Source organism: Rhizobium sp. AN73, assembly GCF_030757975.1.
GTDB classification, from domain to species: Bacteria; Pseudomonadota; Alphaproteobacteria; order Rhizobiales; family Rhizobiaceae; genus Agrobacterium; species Agrobacterium arsenijevicii.
Genome location: NZ_JARWME010000002.1, coordinates 118,679 through 143,536, shown reverse-complemented (window position 1 = coordinate 143,536; position 24,858 = coordinate 118,679). Strand labels below are relative to the sequence as shown.

Sequence of the window (24,858 nt, the reverse complement as noted above, 5' to 3'; positions counted from 1 at the left end):
GGACCAGCCTTACGCCGATCCCCAAAATCATCACTGACCGGTTGCAGGCTTTGCAGCCGCCCATTCGCGCAGCGCCGTGTCGAAGGCGGCGATGCCGTCATTGCCCTTTTGCAGGGTCAGAAGGGCCCGGCGGCCGTTGCGGTAGGAGACCGGAATATCGATCCAGTTGCGGCTCTTCAGCAGCTCCAGATTGGTCTTCATCGCATCCGGGAAGTCGTTGAGCGCGATCATGTGGAAATCGTCGGTAATCTTGGCCGGAACCGCGATCAGGGCGTTACCGCGATCCTGCTCCGTGCTCTTCATCGCAATGCGCTGGACGCTGTCGATCGCGCCGCCTTCGAAGCCGGGCGAAACCGAGAAGACGATCTCGATCAGATGGCTTGCCGGAAGCGAAGGATCGGTGTTGCGCTTGAAGGTGATGAGCGCGCTGAGGCCACGGCCGGGAACCGTGATCTGGCCCTGCACCGTCGCGGAGGGGCGGCCCTCATTGTCGTTTTCCTGCTGCAACGACCAGGAAACGCTGCCCTGAATGGCGGTCGGAACCGTCTGGCCCAGCACTTCCTCGTAAAGGAACATGCGGTCACCCGTGGCGGCAGCGGCCGTGGCAGGCGGTTGTGCCGGCGGCGTACCAGCGGCGGGAGTACCCGCAGCAGTATTGGCCGGAGCCTCGCCCGCAGGCGGCGGCGCGACATTCTGTTCGTAGACCGACTGGCCTTCCGCGGTGACGGGCTGGCCGTTGGCGCCAGCGGCAGGTCCTTCGTCGCGCTCGGTCCCGTCGGCCAGAAGCCGCTGGGTGAACTTCGTGCCGGTGACGGAACCGTCATCGCCATGCGGCTGCGCCTGATGGTCGGTCGGGCTTGTCGTCGGCTGCTGTCCGGAGGCAGGCGGCTGCTGGGCAGCCGGCGGTGTCGATGTCTGCGCCGTATTGGCTGGAGGCGTCTGGGTGCCGCCATCCTTCTGTGCCGATTGCACCAGGCCGCCGACCATGTCGTTCAGCGCATCGCGGTTCTGCCAGAGCGCATAACCGCCACCGGCAAGAAGCCCGGCGCCGACAAGGGCAAGCACCAGCGAGGCATAATTCCGGCGCGGCTTCTTCTTGACCATATAAGCGGGCGTTGCGGCCCCCGCACCGAGGGCGGGCGTTTCACCCGTCGTTGCCCGGCTGGACGACGACGCGCCGTCATAACCGATCAGCTCGTCCAGATCGTCCCAGGGCGAGCGTTCCTTATTGTCCTTGGCGGCAGCAGTCCGGTCATCGAAGGGATCGTTATCGGCGCGCGGAAGCGCAGGGGCATCCTTCGCGGGAATGGCGAGATCGGTGTCTTCGAAATAGGACGAGAAATCCTCGACGACGGCAGCTTTTTTCGGGGCCGTGTCTTCCGTCTGACGCGGTTCGGAAAAATCGCCGTGCCCGCCAAAAATCGGATCGTGATCGGCAGCAGCGCGATGGCCGGCATGGTTGTCCTCTTCGCGCCGCTCAGGCTCGAAGTTGACATCCGGGGCCTGATAGTGCTGCGCGGAATAACCGGCGACGACGGGGTGGTCATCCCTCTCGTAGCGCACTTCGGCCTCGGCAGCCGGACGAACATCCTCGTCCTGCGCTTCGTCGAGCTTGCGCCAGTCATCCTCGTCAACCGGCTGCGCCCAATGGGACGGCACGGAATCATCGGCATGGGTGAGCGGGGTTTCCGGCTCCACGTCGCCTGCATGCTCATCTTCCGGCTGATGAGCCGGCTCTTCATGCGCGCGGGTGAAATAGGTGCCGGCTTCCTCGTGGGGTTCGGCCGCATGAACCGGCGCGATACGAGCCGGTTCCGGTGCGTCGTAAAGCTCTTCCGGTTCGCGTTCCCCGTAATGCTGTTCCTCGTGCGGAGTTACAGCGGCAACGGGTGCCTCGGGGAGAAGCTCTTCTTCGCGAGCGGGTTCTTCATAAACCGGCTCCGGCTGTGCGGGCGCGACCGGAGCAGGCTCTTCTTCAACCGGTTCATACCGCTCGGCGGCATGGACGGCAGGCTCTTCGGCGATATCCGGCTGATGGTGGGACGCTACCGCCTCTTCCGCCGCCGGGGAGAAAGCATCGTCCTCCTCCAGCGCCGGCAGAGCCTCGGCATATTCGCTGTCCACCTCGGTTATGGCGGCGTCGAGCTTGGCGATCTGCCGACGCAACAGTTCTTCCGGCGGACGTGGCTTCATATTCTCGAGTTGGCGCACAACCGCACTGCGCGCCTTGTCGTAAACCTTCGCCCGGTTTTCGGGAGTATTGTTCGCCAAGCCATCCACGGCCTTGCGAATGACTGCTACAAAATCCGCCATAAGCACTTTCTCGTCGTGACCGGCGACGTACCGGCCCGATATGGTTTATGAATCTAGATCGTTGAGGACATTAGTCCTCAAACGGATCAGTCACAAGTATGGTGTCGTCACGCTCCGGACTTGTCGACAGAAGCGCAACGGGCGCTCCAATCAGTTCCTCGACCTGACGGACATATTTGATTGCCTGAGCAGGCAAATCCGCCCATTTTCGGGCACCGACGGTAGATTCTTTCCAGCCTTCCAGCGTGACGTAAATCGGCTCGACGCGCGCCTGCGCGCCCTGGCTTGCCGGAAGATGATCGATTTCCTGCCCGTCGAGCTTGTAGCCGACGCAGATTTTCAGCTCGTCCAGACCGTCGAGAACGTCAAGCTTGGTAAGCGCGATACCGGTAATGCCGTTGGTGGCAACCGACTGGCGCACCAGTGCGGCATCGAACCAGCCGCAGCGGCGCTTGCGACCGGTGACGGTGCCGAATTCATGGCCCTTTTCGCCGAGGAACTGGCCGATTTCGTCATGCAGCTCGGTCGGGAACGGGCCTTCGCCCACACGGGTTGTATAGGCCTTGGTGATGCCGAGAATGTAGCCCAGCGAACCCGGACCCATGCCCGAACCGGCGGCGGCCTGACCGGCAACGGTGTTGGACGAGGTCACGTAAGGATAGGTGCCGTGGTCGATATCGAGCAGCGACCCCTGAGCGCCTTCAAACAGGATGCGCGCACCGGCGCGGCGCTTCTTGTCGAGCAGCAGCCATACGGTTTCGCTGAACGGCAGGATGCGATCCGCAATCGAGCTCAACTCTTCCATGATGGTTTCATGCGACACTTCAGCGGCGCCGAAGCCACGACGAAGCGCATTGTGATGCGTCAGGATGCGGTCAACCTTGGCGGAGAGCGCTTCCATGTCGGCCAGATCCATGACGCGGATGGCGCGGCGGCCGACCTTGTCTTCGTAAGCCGGGCCGATGCCGCGGCGCGTGGTGCCGATCTTGGTGCCGCTGTTGGAGGCGGCGTCTTCGCGCATACCGTCTAGTTCGCGGTGCAGCGAAAGAATGAGCGTGGCATTGTCGGCGATACGCAGGTTTTCCGGCGTTACCTTGACGCCCTGCACTTCCAGACGGCCGATTTCAGCAATCAGCGCATGCGGATCGACCACGACGCCGTTGCCGATGACGGCGAGCTTGCCGGGACGCACGACGCCGGACGGCAGAAGCGAAAGCTTGTAGCTGATGCCATCGATGACAAGCGTATGGCCGGCATTATGGCCGCCCTGATACCGCACGACGACATCTGCCCGCTCGGACAGCCAGTCGACAATCTTGCCTTTGCCTTCGTCGCCCCATTGCGAGCCGACCACCACAACATTCGTCATTTCTTGCTTTCCTGCTCATGGCGCTTGCGCGCCCGATAACCCGATGGGAAACCCAAACCCGCGAATGTATACTGCGTTGTTTTACGGAAAGCGACCCTGTTTCTTATGGTGAATTTTGCTTTTTCCGTGACAAATCGCCGAATTCCGCATTATCTCGCCCGGCAAGGGAGAAAGCGCCGGTGGAAGGCCGCTGTTCACCCCGCATCGTTTTCCCGCCCCCTTGAAGAAGCGAAACATCAGCGTGCCTTCGAAAGCCTATATCGCCCTCGTCATCGCCACGCTCTGCTGGGGCGGCAACACCGTTGCCGGAAAGCTGGCCGTCGGCCACATCAGCCCCATGGCTTTCACCTTTCTCCGGTGGGTTCTCGCCGTCGCCATCATCTTCGCCATTTCCGTGCCGCAGCTCATCAAGGACTGGCCGGTGGTGAAAAAGCGCCTGCCCTATTTCTTCGTGCTCGGCAGCGTCGGTTACACCGCCTTCAACGTCTTTCTCTATACGTCGCTCAAATACACCTCGGCAATCAATGTCGCCGTCATTCAGGCAGGCATTCCCATGGTCATATTCGTGCTGAACTTCATCCTGTTCCGCACCCGGGTGCTGTTCGGCCAGATTGCCGGTTTCTGTCTCACCATCGCCGGCGTGGCGCTTCTCGCCTCGCATGGCGATCCGGTCTCGCTGCTGTCGCTGGAAATGAACACGGGTGACGCCATCATGCTGCTGGCGGTGCTGGTCTATGCCATCTACACCGTCATCCTGCGCTGGAAACCAGTTGTTGACTGGCGCACGCTGATGGCGATCCCCGCCTTTTTCGCGCTCATCAGTTCGGTGCCGCTGATTTTCTGGGAGGTCGCACAGGACACGGCCGTCTGGCCCGATCAAACGGGCTGGGTGCTGGTGTTTTATGCCGGCATCTTCGCCTCGCTGGTGGCGCAGATCTTCTTCATCAAGGGTGTGGAACAGATCGGCGCCAACCGCGCCGGCCTCTTCATCAATCTCGTGCCCGTCTTCGGCACGCTGCTTTCGGTCGTGGTGCTCAGCGAAACCCTGCATACCTACCAGATCGTGGCGCTGGTGATGGCGCTGGCGGGCATAGCGGTGGCGGAACGCAAAAAATCGCCGGCTACCTGATCCCGTAAGGGTCAGGAAAACCGGCGCAGTCTGGCAGGCATGAAAGAGTTTGGATCAGAGCGCGGTTTCGCGCTTTGTCGGAGAGAATGCGGCGTTGCCGAGCACGATATCGCCCTTGTCGGTGGTGACGATGAGCACTTTTTGCAGCGATCCGTCATCATCAAGCGCAAAGGCGAGACGCAGGGCTGCGGAAGACCAGCCGGCACCGGCAAGTGCCGTGCGCTTGATCGCGGCGCAATCGCCGCAATCCCTGGCGCTCATCGAAGGCGTTGCCGGAACATCGGTTGCAAAACCGGAGAAATAATCATCAAGCGCGCCCATGGTGGCGTTCACATCGCGGTTGACGCGCAGCAGCTCATCGCGGCGCTCGCCGGTCAGCGGCGCGGCAATCGTCGAGACACATTGGCCGGCAGAGAGAACGCAGCCATCAAAACCACCCGGTGCGGAAATGGCGATCTGCGCGACTGCCGTTTTTTCGACTGCGGCAAAGCTGCGGGCAAAACCGGCGGCACCAGCCGCATCGGCATGAGTGGACATGGAAGCAATGGCAATTCCGCAGATGGCGGCAGCAATGATCTTCTTCAGCATTTTCATACCCCGTTTGGCGATCCGCCGGCTTTTGCCGGTCTCGATTTCTGTTTTCCGGAGCGCCCTGTCTTCGCAGGATGTCCGCTCCTTGTCTGTGATCCCACAATGGCACATCACTGTTTTCGGCCGCTTTAAGCCGATTGCTACAATTTTATCGGTTTTCATTTTTGTACAGCGGGCGCGTTTTTAAACATGCGCCGATATCGCCGCCCCGAATTCCGGAGCAACGTCAGGGAGCGATAAAGGGGCCGCATCGCTGCGGGGGGTATCAAATGGTGTGGTAGGGTTTTGCAGACGATGCGGCCCCGGCTTCAACACATGGCCCGCCCACCAAACCGGTTCCTGTTTGGAGGATGGGCATATGCCGGCTGCGTCAACCGTGACATCGGGAAATTCCCCGGTTTCGGCCGCCTGCCCCACCCATCTTGCGCCGCGCGCACGCTCAATGACCGGGATGGAACAAGCATAAGCGGCTTTGCAAGACCGGGGACGTGCGGGGATGTAGCAAATGCCATTCGGAAAAAAACGCCGCTTGCCCCACGGTTTCGCCTCATCCCGGACACAGGAATTTTCAGCGGGTTAACAGGCGCCTGCTCGGCGGCATTTGAATTAACCTTGTCTTAAAACCCGACGTTAATGGTTAGCAATTTAAGAATAGCGGAACGAAAGGGTTCCGTTATGCGTGGCGTATTTGCCGTTGTTTTTCTGCTGATTGTTCTGGCCGGCTGCGCGACTGCACCGTCGCAGGTCACCAATGCCTGTGCGATTTTCGAGCAGCGGAACGGCCTCTTCAACAATTGGCGGCGCGACGCCAAGGCGGCCGAACGGGAGTTCGGCGTGCCCGTGCCTGTCATGATGGCGACGATCTACACCGAATCCGCCTTCCGCCCCTATGCCCGTCCGCCGCGCACCAAACTTTTCGGCTTCATTCCCTGGACGCGCCAGTCGACTGCCTACGGTTATGCCCAGGCGCTGGACGGCACCTGGGAGGTCTACAAGCGCGAAACCGGTCGCTGGTCGGCAAGCCGCACCGATTTCACCGACGCGATCCACTTCGTCGGCTGGTACCACGCCAAGAGCCGCCGCGAGAACGGCATTGCGCTGAACGACCCCTATAACCTCTACCTCGCTTATTATTCCGGCCATGGCGGTTACGCCAAGGGCAGCTGGCGCAACAATTCCGCCGTCCAGAAAGCCGCCCGCCGCTCCGCCAACATGGCGCTGCGCTACGAAGCCCAGTTGCAGCAATGCGGATATCGCTGAGGCGGGGTTGGAGTAGGTCCGGTCTGAGGCTGCTTTAGAAAAATACCCAAACCTCTCCTCCGTCATCCTCGGGCTTGACCCGAGGATCCATCGTTCAACGGGTTGTGGATCCTCGGGTCAAGCCCGAGGATGACGTCGAGTTTGTACAGCTCTTTGTCGTCACTCCGAGGCGGGGTCGCAAAGGCCGACCTGACGTAGAACGCCGACAATCGCGGCGCGTCTTATTGCCCGTAAGGCGTCAGAAACGCCCGAACCGCCTCGATCTCGTTCGAGCGGATTTCGTGCCCGCCCGGATGCCACACCGTTTCCACCGTGCCACCCTGCGCTTCAAGGCTCTTTTCCAGCGCCTTTGTCAGCGGCACCGGGTAGATGGGATCGCGCTCTCCGGCCGTGATCAGCACGCGGCGCGAGGATTTGGCCGCAGCCGCCTGCGGCTCGAACGGGATCAGCGGATGCATCAGCACCGCGGCATCGAACAGATCGGGATATTCGATCAGCACATTGGCGAGAATATTTGCGCCGTTGGAAAAACCGAGGCCGATGACGGGGCCGGCCTGATAATGCTCCCGGTTGGCTTTCACGAAATCCGCCAGCTTGACCGTTGCGCGCTGAAGATCGGCCATATCGTAGACGCCCTCGCCCGTGCGCCGGAAAAACCGTGCAGCACCATGTTCGGAGACATCGCCTACCGGCGAAATAATGGTTGCCTTTGGCAGCAAGCCCGAGCCGAAATCGAAGAACTGGTTTTCGTCACCGCCGGTGCCATGCAGCACGACGAAGATCGGTGCGCCCGCATTGCCGGGGCGGGATTTGTGGAAATATGCGTCCTTGTTCATGAATTGCTTCCTTCTATTCCCCGTCATGGTCGGGCTAGACCCGACCATCCACGCCGATAGCGCATGGACCCTCGGGTCAAGCCCGAGGGTGACGGCCGCCGAATTTCACCTAAAATCGATCGCAGCCGTTCAAGCCGTCTTCTCGTCACCCAGCGGCTCCAGCTGCTTTTCCAGCTGGGCGCGCAGATGTGCGTGCTGGCTCGGCAGTTTCAGCGCCTCGCCGAGATGGGCCGTATCCTCGTCGCGGTCGAAACCGGGCTCGTTGGTGGCCACTTCGAACAGCACGCCACCGGGGGTGCGGAAATAAATCGCCCAGAAATAATCACGGTCGATAACAGGGGTTACCTGATAGCCGGTATCCATCAGCGCCTTGCGGACTTCGAGCTGCTTTTCGCGGTTTTCGACCGCAAAGGCGATGTGGTGCACCGAACCTGCGCCGAGGCGCGCGCCGGAGATGTTCGGCATGGTCTCGATATCGATGACATCGGCACCGTTGCCGCCGGAAATGCCGAGGCGCAACACGCCATCCTGGCGGTCCACTTCCTCATAACCCATGAACTTCAAAAGTTCGGCGGTTGCCCCTTCGTCACGAAGACGCAGCGAAGCGCCCTGAAAACCGTGTATAGCCTGATCCGCGCCGACACCATTGCCGGTCCACTGCGCACGGGCGTCGTCCTTGACCTCGACCAGCGCGAAACCATCGCCGTCAGGTCCGGCGAAATGCAGGCGCCTGTTGCCGAAAGCCTCATCGGCCTTCAGGCCATCCACACCCGCCTTGGAAAGACGGTCCTGCCAATAGGCAAGCGAGCCTTCCGGAACGGAAAACAGCGTCGTGCCCACCTCGCCGGTGCCGGGACGGCCAAGGGCGATATGCGGGAACGGGAAATAGGTCATGACGGAGCCGGGCGTGCCGGCCTCATCGCCATAATAAAGATGGTAGACATCCGGCGCGTCGAAATTGACGGTTTTCTTTACCCGGCGCAGGCCGAGCGTATCGGTGAAAAAGCCGTTATTCTGGCGCGCACTGGCAGCCATGGACGTGACGTGATGCAGGCCCTTGATCTGGTTCAACATGATAAACCCCTTTTCGCCTTGGCGGCCCGTCGATTGGGCCAGCCGTGTTCATGGCGTGAAGATGGGGTAAGAGGCCGAAAAGGCATAGACCAGACAAGCGGAACGGATTGTTCCCGAATGGTGAACAATCAAATCGACTGTTCAACCAACACAGAAACAAGCCCCGTGACGGGTCTCAATGGTCGTCGGCGACACCCATGGTCCAGTAACCGACGGCGCGCAGCGACGCCTTCGGGAAAGCGATCTCGTCGGTCAGAAAAGATTTCGCCGCCCTCGCCTCGGACTTTTCACAGGCAACAAAGACATGCAGGCCTTCATGGTCGCCGCTCCAGGCATGGCCGCGCAGCGCCTGTTCGATAAGACCAGCGGTGCCGGCGGGCTTGCCGCGACGATACAGCCATGTCCATTCGACATTGGCGGCGCAGACGATCTCCTGCCGCTCCGCCTCGTTGTCGATCTCGGCATAGACGCTGAGCTTCTTGCCGGCAGGCATTTCGGCTGCCATGCGCAGCATCACCGGCAGCGCCGTTTCGTCGCCAGCAAAGACATATCGCTCCGCTTCCGGGCAAACACCGCTCGGGCCGATGATGCCGAGAACATCGCCCGGTTTTGCCGTGGCGCCGAAATTGGCACCCGGCATGTCATCGCCCTCATGCATGACGAAATCGATGTCCACTTCGCCACGGCCGACATCGCCGGAACGGATGGTATAAACGCGCCGCGTCAGAAGATCGTCACCCGCCGGCCAGACGATCGCACCGGTCGGGGCAAGATACGGCCAGACCGGCGCACGGGCCTGATCCGGCACCAGCAGCAGGCGGACGTGCATACCGCCGGTGACGAGCCTTTCGATGCCGCTTTCGACGGAAACCACCAGACGGCGCATATGCGTCGTCAGATTATAGGCGCGGGCAACCTTGCCAACGAAGAGATTGGGCAGCTCTCGCTGATAGGCACCATGGCCGTTCCAGCGAAAATCCAGCCCCGTCTCGCCGGAAAACTCGACGATATGTTCGGCCACCATAGCCTTCACCGACATCAATATATGTTCGGAAACGCAGCTTACCCGGGCGGCGAAACGACCGCCTTCGGCGCTGAAGCTGCCATGGCCGTATTCCGCCTTGAACCGCACCGTCGGCCCCTCGCGCTCCATCTCCATATGCTCGGAAAAATGATCTTCGAAAGCATCGACAATCGACAGAGGATCGGGCAGCGAGACAGAGGTTTCTGCGGACAGGAGAGACACGGGCATAAATCCTTCACTTTATAGTCCGGTTATCTTTAATCCCGGCGACCACAAAGCGTAAAGATATTTATGAGTATTCAGAGAAGGTTTTTATCGCCGTCCGCCATTTCCGGCAATTGCCAGTCGATCGGCTGCCGGCCGTGCGAGGCGAGAAAGGCGTTTGCCTTGGAAAAATGGCCATTGCCGAAAAAGCCGTTATGGGCCGAAAGTGGCGAAGGGTGCGGCGAGCGCAGCACCAGATGTTTATTCTGGTCCACAAAGGCTGCCTTCTTCTGGGCGTAGGACCCCCAGAGCAGGAACACCACATGCTCGCCTTCGTCATTGACGGCGCGGATGACCGCATCCGTGAATTTTTCCCAGCCCTGCCCCTGATGCGAGGCAGCGCGCGATTCTTCCACCGTCAGCACGCTGTTGAGCAAAAGCACGCCCTGTTTCGCCCAGCTTTCCAGAAAACCGTGCTTGACGGGGCGGATGCCGAGATCGCTCTGCAATTCCTTGTAGATATTCACGAGCGAGGGCGGAATGCGCACGCCGGGCTGGACCGAAAAGCACAGCCCGTGCGCCTGACCGGGGCCGTGATAGGGGTCCTGCCCCAGAATGACGACCTTGACCTTGTCGAGCGGGGTGAGATCCAGCGCCCGGAAATATTCGGCCCCCTTGGGGAAGATGTGCTTGCCGGCGGTTTTTTCGGCAAGCAGGAAGTCTTTCAGCTTGAGCATGTAGGGGCTGGCGAATTCACCGGAAAGAACGCGTTTCCAGCTGTCTTCAAGTTTCACGCCTGCCTCTGCCATGATGTGCCTCTTCTTACTTGAACCGGTTGCCGCGCTGCAGCACTTCGATCTTGTAACCATCGGGATCGCAGATAAAGAAATATTTCGCGAAAGGCTGGCCCTTGTATTCGGCTTCGATGATCTTGCCCGGAGACATGCCAAGGTCGATCAGGCGCTGATGTTCGCCATCCACATCGGCAACGCTGACCGCGAGATGACCGTAACCGTCACCCAGCGCATAGGGCACTTCACGACCGCGGTTGACGGTCAGTTCCAGCTCGAAATCGCCTTCGGCATTGCTGAGATAGATCAGTGTGAAATTTTCGAACTCGGCGCGCTCGGCAATCTCAAGCCCGAAAACCTGCGTGTAAAATTCAACCGAACGCTTTTCTTCCAGCACCCGGACCATCGAGTGGATCAGCTTGGCCATGGTGTTTCCTTCTTCTTCTTAATCTTGTGGTCGCCCGGTTATGTTCCGGACATCGCGGCCCAAGGGGATAAAGACAGAGGGCCGCGCTTTCAACCCTAAAGACGCTTTGCGACGCAGCCCAACGGCCCGATCACGGCAAATGTGATGGCACAAAGGCCTGCGGATTGCCTGCACATGCGGGATTTCCACTGAAAATGGCTGAGAGTTTTCGCCTCGTCGCTCTATCATGAGTAGAGAACTCATGATACCGGCTTACGCCATGCGCCTTGTTTACCTCTGTCTTGGCTGGCTTATGGTCGCGACCGGCATCGTCGGCGCGTTTCTTCCCGTTTTGCCCACAACACCCTTTCTGCTTCTGGCGCTCTGGTGCTTTTCCCGCTCTTCGCCAAAGCTCGAGGCATGGCTTCTGACCCACCCCAGATCTGGCCCTTCGCTTCGTCGGTGGCGTGAACGCGGCGCAATTGCCCGCAAAGCGAAAATCGCAGCCGTGTCGGCCATGTGTGTGAGTTACGCCGCCTTCTGGTTCTTCAGCGACCCGCCGGCTTTGCGCGCAGCAATCGTTGCCGTCGTCATGCTCGGCTCTGCACTCTTCATCGTCACCCGGCCGGAAAGCTGAAACGAAATCCCTTCAGCGGTGCCTCGACTGCGGCAGCACATAAGGAATATGCCGCGCCGGCAGCCGGCCGACGACGCCGCCAATGCCATAGACCCTTGCGATCGTCTCGTCGCTGATCGTCTCCAGCGAAGGACCGCTCGCCGTCACCCGGCCGCCATGCATGACGATAAGCTGATCGGCAAATTCCGCCGCAAGGTTGAGATCGTGCAGGATGGCAAGCACCAGACCACCGCCTGCCGCAAAATCGCGCGCCGTTTCCAGGACCGCGATCTGGTGGCCGATATCGAGACTGGCCGTCGGCTCGTCGAGAAACAGCGCCCGCACCTCGCCGTTTTCCACGGGATGCGGCACCTGCGCCAGAGCACGGGCAAACTGCACCCGCTGCTGCTCGCCGCCCGACAGCATGTTGTAGGAACGCTGCTCGAACCCGCGCAGCCCGGCTCTCGCAAGCGCCCGGCGAGCCTGATCTTCCGGTGTGCGCGACCCCTGCGCCACCGCCCCCATGCGCACGATTTCAAGCGCGGTGAAGGGAAAGGCAAGCTGGGTATTCTGCGGCAGCACGGCCCTGATGCGCGCAAGCTGGACCGGCGTGAACAGCGGCAGGGCGATATCATTATAGGTCACCGAGCCGCCCTCGGGGCGCATTTCCCCCGACAGGACCTTCATCAGTGTGGATTTGCCGGCACCGTTCGGGCCGATGATGACATTGACCTTGCCGGGTTGCAGATCGACGCTGACCGCATCGAGCAGGCGGCGGCCGGAGCGGATGAGGGTGAGGTTTTCGGCCCGGATCATGACATGTTCCGCATGGAAAATCCGCTGCGGCCAAGCAGCAGGAACAGGAAGACCGGTGCGCCGATCAGCGCGGTGACCACGCCGATGGGCAATTCCGCCGGTGCCGCCACCGTGCGGGCGAAACTGTCGGCAAACAACAGCAACGCCGCACCGCCAAGTGCCGAGGCCGGCAGCAGGAACCGGTGCGACGGGCCGATGGCAAGCCGCAACAGATGCGGCACGACGATGCCGACAAAACCGATCGAACCGGCAGCCGCCACGCTTGCCCCGCAGGCAGCGGCGACGGCCAGAATGACGATCCGCTTTAACCGCTGCACCGGAATGCCCATGTGGAAGGCAGCAGCGTCGCCAAGGATCAACGCATCCAGCCCCCTTGCGACAAAGGGAATGATGGCGAGCACAACGATAATGAAGGGCAAGGTGGCAAGCACCTTGGCGGGGGTCGCTCCACCGAGCGAACCGAGCGACCAGAAAGTGATATCGCGAAGCGCCCGGTCGTCGGCAACGAAGATCATCAGCCCGGTCAGCGCGCCGCTGATTGCCGCAACCGCAATGCCGGCCAGAATGAGGGTGGTGGTGGAGGTTGCGCCATCCCGCGTGGCGATGGCGTAAAGTACCCAGGTGTTCAAAAGCCCGCCGAAAAACGCCATCAGCGGCAGGAAATGCGGGCCGAAAAACAGGGCGAATGTGGCAAGCGCGCCCTCCCCGAGAGAGATGGCAGCAACCGCAAAAAGTGCCGCACCCGAGGTAACGCCGACAATGCCGGGATCTGCCAGCGGATTGCGGAAAAGTCCCTGCATCATCGCGCCCGAGACACCAAGCCCCGCGCCGATCAAGATGCCGAGCGCCGTGCGTGGCAAGCGCACCGCTTCAAGAATGACCTTGTCGCGCGTTGCAAGCTGGTCGGCGCCACCGGTGAGATAGGCCCAGAGTTCGGAGATGCCGACGCCCGTAGGTCCACTGACAAGCGACACGGCGCAGGCAAACAGCAGGATACCGACGAGCACGGCAAGCGTTATTACCCCCTGCCGGGATCTGTCGCCGGGGGCGGTGCCCTCAGTGGAACTCAAGGCGGCAAGGCTCACGGCTTCACCACCTCAGGGTAAAGCTTGGCCGCCAGTTCGCGGCCAGCAGCGGGCGTGCGCGGACCGAAGCCGATGAGATAAAGCCCGTCCATGCTGACGAGCGCCTTTTTGGCTGCGGCCGGTGTGGACTGGAAGGCGGGAAGCGCGAAAATCTCGTCCGCCTTGCCAGCATGGTCGCCGCGCGCCATGGTCAGCACCACATCGGGTGCCGCCGCGATGACAGCCTCATCCGTCAACGGTTTGTAACCGCTGATCTCCTGCGCGGCATTGATGCCGCCGGCCATTTCGATGATCGCCGCCGCTTCGGTATCCTTGCCTGCCGCCATGATACGGCCACCGGCGCTGGAGAGCACGAAGAGCACACGCTTCCTCTCCTTTTCCGGGACAGTGGAGACATCCTTGGCGAGCGCATCGAGCCCGGCTTTGGTTTCCGCAGCCAGCGCCTTTGCCTTGTCGGAAAGACCGACCGCCGCGCCGATATCCTCGATCTTCTTCGGGATAGCGTCGCCACTCGGCGGCGTGTCGACCGTGACGAAGGGCACAGCACTGGCTTTCAGAATGGCGATGACATCCGCCGGGCCTGATCCATCCTCGGACAGAATGAGATCCGGCTGCTGCGACAGGATGCCTTCCGACGAGAGCGCCCGCATATAGCCGATATCGGGTTTGGAAAGCGCATCGGCCGGATAGGTGCTGGTGCTGTCACGCGCAACAATGCGACCCTCGGCACCCAGCGCATAGAGGATTTCCGTTACCGTTCCGCCCACCGCGACGATGCGTTTCGCTTCCGGATTGCCCTTGTCCGAGGCGCTCGCACCGGGCGCGGCAAGGGCGATTGCGGCGGGCACGAGGACGGTAAAAACGAACGGGCGAAGGCGAAAATTCAACATGGCGCTATCCTGAAATACAAGCTGGCACGGGCGGATACGGGGTTATCCACCTTATTTAACTTGAGTTATTTGCACATGTTTATAGAAGGCGCAATCGATAAGTGGAGTAAAATTGTTCGCTTTGTCGTGAGCCTCTTTCCATCCGTGCTTCGGCTGGATATCCTGACTGTAACTGTAAACTTAAAGGGAGACTTACATGTTTATCGCAATGAACCGTTTTCGCGTCGTACCGGGCTATGAGGAAACCTTCGAGTCCATCTGGCGCGAGCGTAAATCGCACCTCAGCGAATTGCCGGGCTACATCGAATTTCACATGCTGAAAGGCCCGAAGGCGGATGATCACACGCTTTACGCCTCGCATACCGTCTGGGCCACCAAGGAAGATTTCCTGAGCTGGACGAAGTCCGAGCAGTTCCGCGCCGCCCATGCACGCGCAGGTGATAACCGCGGCAAGGTCGAATACCTCTCCGGCCCGCATTTCGAAGGTTTCGACGTCATCATCCATGAAGACAAGAATGGCGAACGCCGTTCGATTGCCGCCTGAGGCCGCCCGATGAGCGTTTTAGCCCGAGAGAACGATGACCGGCAGGCGCGTGCCGCCGCCGCGCTTGCCGAAAAGCCTGACGGTATCGTGGAAGCCATTGCCGCCAAGGCCGAGGTGACACCAGCCGAAATTCTGGCGATCCTGCCCGAAGGCGCCGCCATTTCCGCTCCCGCCGACCGGTTCTCCGATATCTGGAACGAGATACGCGGCTGGGGCGAAATCCTGATGATCGTGCAGACGCAGGATATCGTGCTGGAAGTGCCGGGCCACCTGCCGGAAGGCAGCGAAAGCCATGGCTGGTTCAACGTCCACGGCGACAGCCCCATCGGCGGTCACATCAAGAAGGACAATTGCGCCACGATCACCTTCGTCGATCGCGGCTTTCACGGTCGCCGCTCCTGTTCCGTCTGGTTCATGAATGCCGCCGGCAGCGCCATGTTCAAGATTTTCGTCCGCCGCGATGAAAACAAGGAACTGCGCAGCGAGCAGCTGGCGAAGTTCGAAGCGCTGCGCGACGGTTTGCGCGGCTGAAACAGCGGAACGCCGCCGGGGGAGCGTTTCCTCCGGCAGCCTCTCCATCCTCATTCCTGCTCGTCACAGGAATGAGATTGACGAAACATTCAACGGTTCATCGCCCGTTCAGTGCCAATTTCTATCATCCGTTGAAATTCGATCGACATCAGCACGGAGCAAGCACCATGAACGACCGCCAGCCCCTTCTTTCGCGCCGCAGTTTCGCCGGGCTTGTCGCGCTTGCACCGCTTTTTGCAGCGGGCGGCGCAGCAGCCGCACCGGCAAGCCTGCGCGGCAGCGTTTCCTATCGCGAGCGGATCGCCCTGCCGCCGAGTGCGACAGTGACGGTGCGCCTCATCGACGTCTCGCTGGCGGATGCACCTTCGCAAACGATCGCCGAAACCACCATCCGCCCGCGCGGGCAGGTGCCTGTGCCTTTCGTGCTGCGTTATGACGACCGCGACATCCGTGGTCGCCGCTCCTATGCGCTGAGTGCCGAAATCCGCGATGCTGACCGGCTGCTGTTCACCACCACGCGCCGTTACACCGTTTTGGCCGGCGGGCGTGACGACACCGATCTCGTGCTGGAACGGGTGGGGGCGGCTCCGGGCAGGCCGGAACCGGAAGCCGGTCTCGACGGACGCTGGCTGGTGCAGGAAATCCGCGGCGAACGGGTTCGCGGTCGCCGTCAGGCGACGCTGGAAATTTCCCGCGAGGGTCGCGTTTCCGGCAATGCCGGCTGCAACGGCATCGGCGGCGAGATAAAGATCAGCCGCAACCGCGTCGATTTCGGCCGGATGATTTCCACCCAGATGGCCTGCGCGCCTGATATCATGCGTCAGGAACGGCAATTCATCGAAGCGCTGGAAGGCGCCCGCTCCTTCCGCCTGGAACCGCGCCGCGGCACGTTGGAACTGATCGACGGCCGCGGCCGCCCGGCCATGCGCCTGCGCCGCGCCTGAGGCCGGTAACGCCCCTGCTGCAACGCCCCCTCCGCCGTGCTGGCCGTGGAACATTCCATGTCGCTTCCGGCACGGCGTAGGGCCTTTTCCCACCTTAAGACTTTGGCTGCGGTCGTCTTGGCGCTTTGCTCCGCCACAGAGCTGCGCTATGGAACGCGCCAACTGCGCCGGTTCACCCGGCTGCAACGTCTTTGAGGGAAAACGAATGACAACCTATGTTCTGACAGTAGCCTGCAAATCGACCCGCGGCATCGTCGCCGCGATTTCCGGTTATCTGGCGGAAAAAGGCTGCAACATCGTCGACAGTTCGCAGTTCGACGACCTCGAGACCGGCAAGTTCTTCATGCGCGTCTCCTTCATCTCCGAAGAGGGCGTGTCGATGCAGGCCATCACCGAGGGCTTTCAGCCGGTGGCGGAAAAATTCGGCATGGAAGCCCGTATCTATAGCGACGGCCAGCGCATGAAAACACTTCTGATGGTGTCCCGCTTCGGCCATTGCCTCAACGACCTGCTCTACCGCTGGAAGATCGGCGCGCTGCCGATCGATATCGTCGGCGTCGTCTCCAACCATTTCGAATATCAGAAAGTGGTGGTCAACCACGACATCCCCTTCCACCACATCAAGGTGACCAAGGAGAACAAGCCGCAGGCCGAAGCCCAGCTGATGGACCTGATCGAAACAAGCGGCACCGAACTGGTGGTGCTGGCGCGTTACATGCAGGTACTGTCCGATAACATGTGCCGCAAGATGTCTGGCCGGATCATCAATATCCACCACTCCTTCCTGCCGTCCTTCAAGGGCGCCAACCCCTACAAGCAGGCCTATGACCGCGGTGTGAAGCTGATCGGCGCGACGGCCCATTACGTCACCGCCGATCTGGACGAAGGTCCGATCATCGAACAGGACACCGTGCGCGTCACCCACGCCCAGTCGGCCGAAGACTACGTCTCGCTCGGCCGCGATGTGGAAAGCCAGGTGCTCGCCCGCGCCATCCACGCCCACATCCACCACCGCACCTTCATCAACGGCAACCGCACCGTCGTCTTCCCGCCAAGCCCGGGCAGCTATGCTTCCGAGCGGATGGGGTAACGGCAAGCTATCCCGCCTTTTCGGCGACAGCAAAAACCACCCGCGCCTTTAGCCCGCACCCGCCCGCGCCGTCTTCCAGCGTGAGCCGCCCGCCGAACAGCCCTGCAATCTCCTCGACGATGGCAAGGCCAAGCCCGGCGCCGGGGGCGGCGTTGGCTTCGCCGCGGGCGAAGCGCTGGCGCACCATGGCGCGTTTGTCCGTGGGGATACCGGGGCCGTTATCCTCCACTTCCAGCCAGACAATGTCCGCCTGTTTGCCGACGCGCACGGTGACTTCCGCCCCGCGCCCGGCATAATTGACGGCGTTACCGATGAGGTTGCCGATCAGCTCGCCAATCAGAAGCGGTTCGGCAAGGATGGTGGCTTCGCCCTCCCCTTCAAAACCAAGATCGATGCCGGCCTCTGCCGCGCGCGGCACGAAGTCTGCCGTCACGTTCTGCGCCACGCCCAAGAGGTCGATCGCGGAAAAGTCGTGTTTTTCACTCGAACCGGCGGCATCGATATTGGCCATGCGCAGCAGCTGGGCAAGGATATGTTCGGCATGGGCGACCGACGCCCCACCCTTGCGCGCCGCTGCCTGCGCCTCCTCAAGGCTGGCAGCGCGGGCGGAAAGCGCAAGCTGGGTGCTGATGATGGCAAGCGGCGTGCGCAATTGATGGCTGGCATTGCCGGTGAAATGCCGGAGCGCATCGAGCGCCGATTGCAGCCGCACCATGAAGGAATTGACCGTTTCCACCAGGTTTTCCACCTCCACCGGCACGGATTGCCGGATTGGATGCAGGTCGTTGGGGCTGCGCTCGGCAATGGCTTCGCTCAGCCGATAAAGCGGCCGCAGCGAAATCGTCACCGCGATCCAGACGATGATCGCCGCACCCGCAATCATCAGCAACAGCCGCAGCGCCGAGCGCAGGATGATGGCCTGCGCGAGCTGGCTGCGGGCTATCGTCGTCTCAGCCACCGTCACGGAAAAGGGAACGGAATTGATGCCGGTGGACGCAAAACGGCGGATGGCGGCGATGCGGATCGGCTCGTCGCGAAACACCGCATCCATATAGGCCGGCGTCTCGCCTGCCGGGTTCTCCACCATCGGCAGATTCTGATAGCCGGTAAGGAATTGCCCGTTCGGCCCGTCGACACGGTAAAACACCCGGTCCTGCGCGGCCGATGTCAGCATTTCCAGCGCGACATAGGGAATGTCGACCTCCAGCGAGCCGTCTTCGGCCACCACCACCCGCTCGGCGATGGCGAGTGCAGAACCGGAGAGCACCCGGTCGGAGACGACATTGGCGGTATTGACCGCCTCGCGCCAGGTATCGGCAAGCGCGATACAGCCGATGATGGCGGTGGAAATCAGAAGCCAGCCTAAAAGCCGTCGCCGCAGCGAATAGGCGGCCTCTCTCATTCAGCCATCTCCGGCAGCTTTTCCAGATAATAACCGATGCCGCGCGCCGTCTTCACCGTCAGCCCGTGGGGGGCAAGCCGCTTGCGCAACCGGCTGACATATTGCTCGATGGCATTGCCGGAAATCTCCTCGTCGAAACCCGTCAGCGATTGCACGATCGCCTCCTTGGCGACAACCTTGCCTGCCCGCATGAACAGCACTTCGAGCAGCGCCACCTCGCGGGCCGGAATATCGAGCGGACGCCCATCGGCCGAAAATGTGCGCGATGTCAGATCGAACAGGACCTTGCCAAAACTGAGGGCAGACGAGCGCAGGCCGGCATTGCGGCGCAGCAGCACTCGCACCCGCGCCTCGAATTCGGTGATATCGAAGGGCTTGATCATGTAGTCGTCGGCGCCGAGGTCCAGCCCCTTGACCTTTTCCTCCGGCGTGCCGCGCGCCGTCAGGATCAGCACCGCCGCCTTGTCCTGGCGCGACCGCATGGAACGCAGCACCTCGATGCCATCCATTTCCGGCAGGTTGAGATCGAGAATGACGAGATCGAAATTTTCCGCCGCAATCGCCGCATCGGCGGAAGCGCCGTCTGAAACGACATCCACCGCATAACCACTGCCGCGCAGAAGTGCGGATAGCCCTTCCGACAGCACCTGATTGTCCTCGACCAGCAAAATACGCAATTCTTCCTCCCGCAGCATTCACCAGTTTAGCCAAGCCCTTACCGCTTGTGAATGGCAAGCGCCTGCGGCATGATCTTTTCCATGCGTATCTGCCTTCTCCTCTGTCTCAGTCTTTGCATGGCCTCGCCGGCGCTTGCACAGGTCGCCGTTTTTCCTGCACCATCAGGCAAGGCGGGTGCCGAAACGCTGGTGGTCTATTCCTCGCTGGATGAACCGCTGGCAACGCCGATGATCGAGGGTTTCCAGAAGGCCAACCCCGATATCACCGTGCATTACGAGGATATGCTGACTGGCGAAATCTACGACCGCATCGTCAAAGAAACCGACGCGGGCAAAAAGACCGCCGATTTCGCCTTTTCATCCGCTATGGATTTGCAGGTGAAGCTCAGCAATGACGGCTACGCCCAGCGCTCCGACCTTGCCATGAGCGCGCGCTGGCCCGCCTGGGCGAACTGGCGCAACACCGCCTATGCGCTGACTTTCGAGCCTGCGGTTTTCGTCTATCACAAACCGAGCTTCACCACCGAAAAGCCACCCGCCACCCGCGCCGAATTCGTCGATTATCTGGAACGCCACGCCAAGGAGGTGCATGGCCGCATCGCCACCTATGACATCGAACGCTCCGGTGTCGGTTTCCTGTTCATGTCGCGTGATCAGGAGCAGTTCGGCGACATATGGAGCGTCATCAAGGCCATGGGGGCGGCGGGCGTGAAGGTCTATTCCACCTCTTCGGCCATTCTGGAGCGCGTTTCCGACGGACGTTTCGTGCTGGGTTACAATATTCTCGGCTCCTATGCGGCGGACTGGGCCTCACGCCATCCAGATGTCGGCATCGTTCTGCCCAAGGACTATACCGTGGTCATGTCACGCATCGGGCTGGTGCCGGAAGCCGCCGCCAACCCGGCGCTCGGCCGCCGTTATCTCGAATTCTTCATGTCCAAGGAGGGCCAGACAATCATGGCCCGGCAATTGCAGATCCCCGCCGTCAGCCCGGAAGTGGCGGGCGAAAACACCGCCAACACCATGCAGGCCATCCACGGCGCGCAATTACGCCCCGTCCCCGTCAGCCCCGGCCTGATGGTCTATCTGGATCAGGTCAAGCGCAGCCGCCTGATCGAACGCTGGAACGAGGCGTTGCGCTCGCAATAGGTTGAGCGCCTCCCTCATTCCTGTGCCTGTCACAGGAATCCAGCCAGCCCAAGTCTTTGGGCTGAAAGGACTCTTCTCGCCGCGCAGACGCGCGTCGGCTGGATCCCTGTGACAAGCACAGGGATGAGGGAGCGGCAAGCTTTGAAAGCGCGGTCACACACGTCACAGTAGACGCCCGACGGAAATTAATAGAAAGTAAATGCGCAAGGACTTGCGTAGCGTCAGTTAGATGACAGCTTTTTGTGATGCTCTGCAATCCTTCTTCTTTCCGTGGAGGCGGAAGAAGATGTGGGAGGAAATCTTGAGGATTGCCATAGCTCCGCGCTGCTCCGGCAGCGAAGGATAAGTGCGCCCTGAAACCCCTTCCGCATAAACGAAAAACGACGCCCGCAAAGGGCATCCTGAGGAGGGTCTAGAGAGTGAAACATTTTCTCATCGGCACATTTCTGGCAGGCGTGATCGCCTTTCCGGCGGTTGCAGCGGACTACACCATCATCGCGCCGGCAAATCCCGGCGGCGGCTGGGACCAGACCGCGCGTTCCCTGCAGGCCGTGCTGCAGGAAGAAGGCATTTCCAAGAGCGTTCAGGTGCAGAACGTACCGGGTGCCGGCGGCACCATCGGTCTTGCACAGTTCGCCAGCCAGCAGAAGGGCAACCCTAACGCCCTCATCGTCGGCGGTTACGTGATGGTCGGCGCCATCCTCACCAACAAGGCGCCCGTCACCCTTAACGAAGTGACGCCGATTGCCCGCCTGACCGGCGAATATGAGGCGATCGTCGTTCCGGCATCCTCGCCGCTGAAAACCATCGGCGACCTCGTCGATCAGCTCAAGAAAGACCCGGGCAGCGTTTCCTGGGGCGGCGGCTCGGCCGGCGGCACCGACCATATCGCCGTTGGCCTGATTGCCAAGGCAGCCGGCGTCGATCCGACCAAGATCAACTACATCGCCTATTCCGGCGGTGGTGAGGCGCTCGCCTCGATCCTCGGTTCGCAGGTCACTGCGGGCATTTCCAGCTACGGCGAATTCGAAAGCCAGGTCAAGGCCGGCACGCTGCGCCTGCTCGCCGTTTCCAGCGAAGAGAAGCTGGAAGGCGTCGACGCACCGACGCTCAAGGAAAGCGGCCTTGATGTCGTGGTCCAGAACTGGCGCATGGTCGCTGCTGCTCCCGGCCTGACGCCGGAGCAGGAAAAGGCCGTCAATGCCGACATCGAGAAGCTGGCGAAATCCGCAAAGTGGCAGGAAACCCTGAAGACCAAGAGCTGGATGGACACCTATCTTGCCGGTGACGAATTCAAGGCTCAGCTTGCCAAGGACACCGCTGCCACCGAAACGATCCTCAAAGACATCGGGCTGGTAAAATGAGCCAGGGTTCCAACCCTTCTGAGCATCAAAAGCGCCGCCCTGACTGGGCGGCGCTAGCGATCGCCGTCGCCCTCGTCCTCGTTGCCTGCGTGATCTTCTGGGACAGCGCCCGTCTCGCCAGCGTCACCGGTTATTCGCCGGTCGGTCCGGCAACGGTGCCCTATGCCATCGCCTTCTGTCTTGTAGGCCTTGCGCTCTGGACCGCCATCGAAGCATGGCGCGGCGATTTCCCCGAACGCGACAAGCAGGAAGTCGCCCCGGTCATATGGGTCGTCGCCGGACTTGCCGCGCAGATGCTGCTGCTGAATGTCGCCGGTTTTTCCATAGCCACCGGCCTGCTTTTTGCGTTTACGGCGCGCGCCTTCGGCAAACGCAAGCTCTGGTATTCGATCCCCGTCGGTATCGTTCTGAGCTTCGCCATCTGGATCATCTTCGCGCGGCTGCTGCAGCTTTCGCTGCCCGCCGGGCCTCTGGAACGGCTGTTCTTCTGACGGCCATTCCGACCTAAATTCGAGATCACAGGAAACCGCCGGCGCGCGATGACGCGAACGCCAGCCGTTCCGCCCGACAGGGGGACATCTGTCCATGAGTACCTTTGAATTCCTGCTGCACGGTCTTGAGGTTGCCGCCCAACCCATGAACCTGCTCTATGCGCTGATCGGCGTCACACTCGGCACCGCCGTCGGCGTTCTGCCCGGCATCGGGCCAGCGCTGACCGTGGCGCTGCTTCTGCCCGTTACCTACAGGCTTGATCCCGCCGGTTCGCTGATCATGTTCGCCGGTATCTATTATGGCGGCATGTATGGCGGATCGACCACCTCGATCCTGCTCAACACGCCGGGCGAAAGCGCATCGATCGTCACCGCGCTCGAAGGCAACAAGATGGCCCGTGCGGGCCGCGGCGGCCCGGCACTTGCCACCGCCGCCATCGGCTCCTTCGTCGCCGGCCTCATCGCCACCATCGCGCTTGCCTTTGTTGCACCCTTTATCGTCAAGCTGGCGCTGGTTTTCGGCCCGCGCGAATATTTCGCGCTGATGGTGCTGGCCTTCGTCACCGTTTCATCCGCCTTCGGGGACTCGGCGCTGCGCGGTCTCACCTCGCTGTTCATCGGCTTTGCGCTCGCCATCGTCGGCATCGACCAGCTGACCGGCCAGACCCGCATGAGCTTCGGCATTCCCGATCTTCTCGACGGCGTGGAAGTGACAACGCTTGCGGTGGCCATGTTCGCCATCGGCGAAACCCTGTTCATTGTCGCGCAGGGCCAGAGTGGCGACGAGAAGGTCGAAGCCGTCAAGGGTTCGGTCTGGATGAGTGCGCAGGACTGGGCGCGTTCGTGGAAACCCTGGCTGCGCGGCACCCTTATCGGCTTCCCCATCGGCGCCATGCCTGCCGGTGGTGCTGAAATCGGCACCTTCCTTTCCTATGCCACCGAAAAGCGGCTGAGCAAGCATCCGGAAGAATTCGGCCACGGTGCTATCGAAGGCGTCGCCGGTCCGGAAGCCGCCAACAATGCGTCCGCCGCCGGTACGCTGGTGCCACTTTTGACGCTCGGCCTGCCGACGACGGCAACGGCCGCCATCATGCTTGCCGGTTTCCAGCAGTTCGGCCTTCAGCCCGGCCCGCTTCTGTTTGCCACCAATCCGCAGCTCGTCTGGGGCCTGATCGCCAGCCTGTTCATCGCCAATCTGATGCTGCTGGTGCTCAACCTGCCGCTCGTCGGCCTGTGGGTTAAGCTGCTGACCATTCCGAAGCCCTGGCTTTACGCCGGCATCCTGCTGTTCGCCACGCTCGGCACCATCGGCGCCAACCCGTCTGTGTTCGAACTCGGCATGCTTCTGGCCTTCGGTATCCTCGGCTACATCATGCGCATCTTCGGTTATCCGATTGCGCCCGCCGTCGTCGGCCTGATCCTTGGCCCGCTTGCCGAACAGCAGCTTCGCCGCGCGCTCGCCATCGGCCAGGGCGACCCGACGGTGCTGCTCACCTCGCCGATCGCCGTCGGCCTGTTCCTTGTTGCAGCCGCCGCCTTCATCGTCCCGCTCATCATGCGCATCCGCGGCCGCGGCGAGGTGCTGACGCAGCTTGCCGCCAACGAGGACTGATACCTCTCAAGGCAACTGGCCCCGTATCCTCCCGGATGCGGGGCTTTTTTCATTCAGCCGCAAAGGGCGTTATGGCGCAGGCCCGGCCATGATATAATCCCGGTCCAAACGCAGGAGAAAAACATGCGCAAGATCGCGATCATGATGGTTCTGGCCCTCGCCGGCTGCGCCACCGCGGCACCCGATGTGCAGCCTATTCCCGGCAGCATCACCTATGGCGGCCAGCCCCACACCAAATTGACCAAATCTCCCATCGGCAGCACGCTCAGCAACGAATTCATCATGGATGATGGGCGGCTGGCGCTGGAAACCTATCGCATCCAGCCGGACCGGTCGCTGAAACTGGAAAGACGCGAGATCGTCGGTGACTGGCCGGCGGATTGAAGCGCGGCAATAGCGTTCGTTGCGCATACAGGCCGAGGACGGACTGAAAGGTAGCGCACTGATTGACGTTGACCCCTCCTCCCCCTCGACGTCATCCTCGGGCTTGACCCGAGGATCTATAACCCGTTGAAACCAATGGATCCTCGGGTCAAGCCCGAGGATGACGTCGAGGGAGAGGTGAAGCCCTTACATTTCCCGCTCACCGCAATTCAGAACCGTTCTAAAACATATTTTTGATTTCCGCATACCTTGCCAATAAAGCTGAT

Annotated in this window: 25 protein-coding genes; 12 read left to right on the top strand and 13 right to left on the bottom strand. The window is 61.3% G+C overall.

The genetic code is table 11. The features are described 5' to 3' along the window. Window positions 1-30 precede the first annotated feature (30 nt). Entirely contained in the window at window positions 31-2,313 is a 2,283-nt protein-coding gene (locus tag RBH10_RS10530; protein WP_281037250.1) for a hypothetical protein, read from the bottom strand. Window positions 2,314-2,383: 70 nt separating this feature from the next. Continuing rightward, on the bottom strand, window positions 2,384-3,682 hold the full coding sequence (locus RBH10_RS10525) for an adenylosuccinate synthase (protein ID WP_045017727.1): 1,299 nt from the start codon (window positions 3,680-3,682) through the stop codon (window positions 2,384-2,386). Window positions 3,683-3,923: 241 nt separating this feature from the next. On the opposite strand from RBH10_RS10525, the gene RBH10_RS10520 reads away from it, so the two are divergent. After that, complete coding sequence (locus tag RBH10_RS10520; protein WP_045017947.1) at window positions 3,924-4,811, top strand: DMT family transporter; 888 nt, start codon at window positions 3,924-3,926, stop codon at window positions 4,809-4,811. 54 nt (window positions 4,812-4,865) lie between these two features. Here RBH10_RS10520 and RBH10_RS10515 read toward each other — a convergent pair whose 3' ends face one another. Then, entirely contained in the window at window positions 4,866-5,399 is a 534-nt protein-coding gene (locus RBH10_RS10515) for a transglutaminase-like cysteine peptidase (RefSeq protein ID WP_281037251.1), read from the bottom strand. Between the two features lie 678 nt (window positions 5,400-6,077). On the opposite strand from RBH10_RS10515, the gene RBH10_RS10510 reads away from it, so the two are divergent. Next, window positions 6,078-6,662, top strand: coding sequence for a transglycosylase SLT domain-containing protein (locus tag RBH10_RS10510; protein WP_281037252.1), 585 nt, complete (start codon window positions 6,078-6,080; stop codon window positions 6,660-6,662). 221 nt (window positions 6,663-6,883) lie between these two features. On the opposite strand, the gene RBH10_RS10505 is transcribed toward RBH10_RS10510, so the two are convergent. From RBH10_RS10505 to RBH10_RS10485, 5 genes are all read right to left on the bottom strand, one after another. Beyond that, on the bottom strand, window positions 6,884-7,498 hold the full coding sequence (locus RBH10_RS10505) for an alpha/beta hydrolase (RefSeq protein ID WP_281037253.1): 615 nt from the start codon (window positions 7,496-7,498) through the stop codon (window positions 6,884-6,886). Window positions 7,499-7,627: 129 nt separating this feature from the next. Continuing rightward, window positions 7,628-8,572: a VOC family protein gene (locus RBH10_RS10500; protein WP_281037254.1), complete on the bottom strand. Its 945-nt coding sequence runs from the start codon at window positions 8,570-8,572 to the stop codon at window positions 7,628-7,630. Between the two features lie 175 nt (window positions 8,573-8,747). Then, window positions 8,748-9,824: a siderophore-interacting protein gene (locus RBH10_RS10495; protein ID WP_281037255.1), complete on the bottom strand. Its 1,077-nt coding sequence runs from the start codon at window positions 9,822-9,824 to the stop codon at window positions 8,748-8,750. A 71-nt stretch (window positions 9,825-9,895) separates the two neighbouring features. Beyond that, the gene (gene ung / locus RBH10_RS10490) at window positions 9,896-10,609 is read right to left on the bottom strand and encodes a uracil-DNA glycosylase (protein ID WP_281037256.1); all 714 of its coding nucleotides are present in this window, start codon (window positions 10,607-10,609) and stop codon (window positions 9,896-9,898) included. Window positions 10,610-10,622: 13 nt separating this feature from the next. Beyond that, window positions 10,623-11,018, bottom strand: coding sequence for a VOC family protein (locus tag RBH10_RS10485; RefSeq protein WP_281037257.1), 396 nt, complete (start codon window positions 11,016-11,018; stop codon window positions 10,623-10,625). Between the two features lie 259 nt (window positions 11,019-11,277). Between RBH10_RS10485 and RBH10_RS10480 the strand changes: the two genes are divergently transcribed. After that, on the top strand, window positions 11,278-11,634 hold the full coding sequence (locus RBH10_RS10480) for a YbaN family protein (RefSeq protein WP_306180935.1): 357 nt from the start codon (window positions 11,278-11,280) through the stop codon (window positions 11,632-11,634). Window positions 11,635-11,646: 12 nt separating this feature from the next. Here the strand turns inward: RBH10_RS10480 and RBH10_RS10475 are convergent, their stop codons facing one another. Genes RBH10_RS10475 through RBH10_RS10465 form a run of 3 tightly spaced genes read right to left on the bottom strand, consistent with a single transcriptional unit; the run spans window position 11,647 to window position 14,404 of the window. Continuing rightward, a complete protein-coding gene (locus RBH10_RS10475) occupies window positions 11,647-12,429 on the bottom strand; it encodes a heme ABC transporter ATP-binding protein (protein ID WP_281037258.1) in 783 nt (260 codons plus the stop codon). Then, window positions 12,426-13,514 carry an iron ABC transporter permease gene (locus RBH10_RS10470; protein WP_281037259.1) on the bottom strand — a complete coding sequence of 363 codons (1,089 nt, stop codon included), beginning with the start codon at window positions 13,512-13,514 and terminating at the stop codon, window positions 12,426-12,428. Before RBH10_RS10470 ends, RBH10_RS10475 begins: the two co-directional genes overlap by 4 nt. Next, window positions 13,511-14,404: a hemin ABC transporter substrate-binding protein gene (locus tag RBH10_RS10465; protein ID WP_281037260.1), complete on the bottom strand. Its 894-nt coding sequence runs from the start codon at window positions 14,402-14,404 to the stop codon at window positions 13,511-13,513. Before RBH10_RS10465 ends, RBH10_RS10470 begins: the two co-directional genes overlap by 4 nt. A gap of 196 nt (window positions 14,405-14,600) precedes the next feature. Between RBH10_RS10465 and RBH10_RS10460 the strand changes: the two genes are divergently transcribed. From RBH10_RS10460 to purU, 4 genes are all read left to right on the top strand, one after another. Next, the gene (locus RBH10_RS10460) at window positions 14,601-14,948 is read left to right on the top strand and encodes an antibiotic biosynthesis monooxygenase (RefSeq protein ID WP_045017746.1); all 348 of its coding nucleotides are present in this window, start codon (window positions 14,601-14,603) and stop codon (window positions 14,946-14,948) included. A gap of 9 nt (window positions 14,949-14,957) precedes the next feature. Then, window positions 14,958-15,479, top strand: a complete 522-nt coding sequence (gene hutX, locus RBH10_RS10455) for a heme utilization cystosolic carrier protein HutX (protein WP_281037261.1) — start codon at window positions 14,958-14,960, stop codon at window positions 15,477-15,479. A gap of 167 nt (window positions 15,480-15,646) precedes the next feature. Further along, complete coding sequence (locus RBH10_RS10450) at window positions 15,647-16,423, top strand: YbaY family lipoprotein (RefSeq protein WP_281037262.1); 777 nt, start codon at window positions 15,647-15,649, stop codon at window positions 16,421-16,423. Window positions 16,424-16,628: 205 nt separating this feature from the next. Continuing rightward, entirely contained in the window at window positions 16,629-17,513 is an 885-nt protein-coding gene (gene purU / locus RBH10_RS10445; RefSeq protein WP_045017750.1) for a formyltetrahydrofolate deformylase, read from the top strand. A 7-nt stretch (window positions 17,514-17,520) separates the two neighbouring features. Here purU and RBH10_RS10440 read toward each other — a convergent pair whose 3' ends face one another. Then, window positions 17,521-18,915: a sensor histidine kinase gene (locus RBH10_RS10440; protein WP_281037263.1), complete on the bottom strand. Its 1,395-nt coding sequence runs from the start codon at window positions 18,913-18,915 to the stop codon at window positions 17,521-17,523. Beyond that, complete coding sequence (locus RBH10_RS10435) at window positions 18,912-19,592, bottom strand: response regulator transcription factor (protein WP_281037264.1); 681 nt, start codon at window positions 19,590-19,592, stop codon at window positions 18,912-18,914. Before RBH10_RS10435 ends, RBH10_RS10440 begins: the two co-directional genes overlap by 4 nt. Window positions 19,593-19,643: 51 nt before the next feature. Between RBH10_RS10435 and RBH10_RS10430 the strand changes: the two genes are divergently transcribed. The 5 genes from RBH10_RS10430 to RBH10_RS10410 all read left to right on the top strand — a co-directional run bounded on the left by RBH10_RS10430 (window position 19,644) and on the right by RBH10_RS10410 (window position 24,592). Next, complete coding sequence (locus RBH10_RS10430; RefSeq protein WP_281037265.1) at window positions 19,644-20,741, top strand: ABC transporter substrate-binding protein; 1,098 nt, start codon at window positions 19,644-19,646, stop codon at window positions 20,739-20,741. A gap of 419 nt (window positions 20,742-21,160) precedes the next feature. Further along, window positions 21,161-22,105, top strand: a complete 945-nt coding sequence (locus RBH10_RS10425; protein WP_045017755.1) for a tripartite tricarboxylate transporter substrate binding protein — start codon at window positions 21,161-21,163, stop codon at window positions 22,103-22,105. Next, entirely contained in the window at window positions 22,102-22,596 is a 495-nt protein-coding gene (locus RBH10_RS10420) for a tripartite tricarboxylate transporter TctB family protein (RefSeq protein ID WP_281037266.1), read from the top strand. The genes RBH10_RS10425 and RBH10_RS10420 overlap by 4 nt, the downstream gene beginning before the upstream one ends. A gap of 94 nt (window positions 22,597-22,690) precedes the next feature. Then, window positions 22,691-24,208: a tripartite tricarboxylate transporter permease gene (locus RBH10_RS10415; protein WP_281037267.1), complete on the top strand. Its 1,518-nt coding sequence runs from the start codon at window positions 22,691-22,693 to the stop codon at window positions 24,206-24,208. Window positions 24,209-24,331: 123 nt separating this feature from the next. After that, window positions 24,332-24,592 (top strand): hypothetical protein, encoded by a 261-nt coding sequence (locus tag RBH10_RS10410; protein ID WP_045017760.1) that lies wholly within the window; start codon window positions 24,332-24,334, stop codon window positions 24,590-24,592. Window positions 24,593-24,858: the final 266 nt, after the last annotated feature.